This is a genomic window from Dolichospermum sp. UHCC 0352 (genome assembly GCF_009711925.1).
Taxonomy (GTDB): Bacteria; Cyanobacteriota; Cyanobacteriia; order Cyanobacteriales; family Nostocaceae; genus Dolichospermum; species Dolichospermum lemmermannii.
Genome location: NZ_VIKY01000104.1, coordinates 1 through 1,511, shown reverse-complemented (window position 1 = coordinate 1,511; position 1,511 = coordinate 1). Strand labels below are relative to the sequence as shown.

The 1,511-nt window shown below is 42.3% G+C and carries 1 protein-coding gene; it reads left to right on the top strand.

The annotated features are described in order from the left end of the window. Nucleotides 1-125 precede the first annotated feature (125 nt). Entirely contained in the window at nucleotides 126-1,439 is a 1,314-nt protein-coding gene (locus FJR06_RS06840) for an ABC transporter substrate-binding protein (protein WP_168651100.1), read from the top strand. Nucleotides 1,440-1,511 lie beyond the last annotated feature (72 nt).

Here is a 1,511-nt window from a genome sequence, read left to right as displayed (position 1 = left end):
GGGTTTTCGGCGTTCTTCCTTATAATTTAAAACCAATGATAGTGTGAGGATGTTATAATCTGCGATTTAAAGGCTTGATGTAAATATATCTACATCAAGTTTTCTAAATATCTGTGTGATTAACTATGGCAAAAATTCGTATTTCCCTAGCCTTGAGTCTAGCTACCCTAGCCAGTGGTTTCTTCCTAGCCGCTTGTGAAAATCCTAATCCTTCATCATCTACCGGAAATAGTACCACCTCCCCAACAGCTACCACTACAACCAGTGATACTAAAGGACTGAAAATTGGGAGTTTATTACCAACAACTGGTGACTTGGCTTCTATTGGACAACAAATGGTTGGTTCAGTTCCCTTACTGGTAGACACAGTTAACGCTTGTGGGGGTGTGAATGGTGAAAAAGTCAGTTTAGTACAAGTAGACGACCAAACAGACCCTAAAGCCGGTGCTGCGGGAATGACCAAATTAGCAACTTTAGATAAAGTCGGTGGTGTAGTCGGTTCTTTTGCCAGTAGCGTTTCCACTGCGGCGGTTTCTGTGGCTGTACCCAATAAAGTCATGCTGATTTCTCCTGGTAGCACCAGTCCTGTATTTACCGACAAAGCTAAAAAAGGCGACTTTAAGGGCTTTTGGGCGCGGACTGCTCCCCCAGATACCTACCAAGCATTGGCTTTAGCCCAACTTGCTCGGAAAAAAGGTTTTAAACGAGTTTCCACAGTAGTTATTAACAATGACTATGGTGTAGGTTTTGAAAAAGCATTTGTGGAAACTTTTGAAAAATTAGGGGGAACAGTAATTAATAAAGATAAACCTATTCGCTATGATCCCAAAGCTCAAACTTTTGATACAGAAGCAACTGCGGCTTTTGCTGGCAAACCAGATGCAGTTTTAGGGGTGTTATATGCGGAAACTGGGAGTTTATTCCTCAAAGCGGCTTATCAGCAAGGTGTCACCAAAGGCGTACAAATTTTACTGACAGACGGCGTAAAATCCCCTACTTTCCCTGATCAAGTAGGCAAAGCTAGTGATGGTAAGTATATTTTATCCGGGGCAATTGGGACAGTTCCTGGTTCTAGTGGTCCAGGTTTGGAAAACTTTAATAAACTTTGGAAAGAGAAAAAAGGCGGTTCTCCTGGAGAATACGCACCTCAATCTTGGGACGCTGCGGCTTTGTTGGTATTAGCCGCTCAAGCTGCGAAGGAAAATACCGGGGTTGCTATTGCTGGTAAAATTCGGGAAGTCTCTGCTGGTAAGGGTACACCAGTTAGTGATGTCTGTGAAGGATTGAAGCTACTTAAAGCAGGAAAACAGATTAATTATCAAGGCGCAAGCGGTGATGTAGATGTTGACGCTAATGGCGATGTCATTGGTACTTATGATGTCTGGACTGTGGGCGATGATGGTAAAATCAAGGTGATTGATAAAGTTAGTCCTAAGTAAGTAATTGAGATCCTCGAGATACACAAATAACGTAGTTTAACCTTGGTCAAACAGCGTTAATTGCTGATAATT

What these genes read in the sequence shown, in the direction of transcription:
- FJR06_RS06840 (WP_168651100.1), top strand. Translation starts at nt 126, where the DNA reads ATGGCAAAAATTCGTATTTCCCTAGCCTTGAGTCTAGCTACCCTAGCC.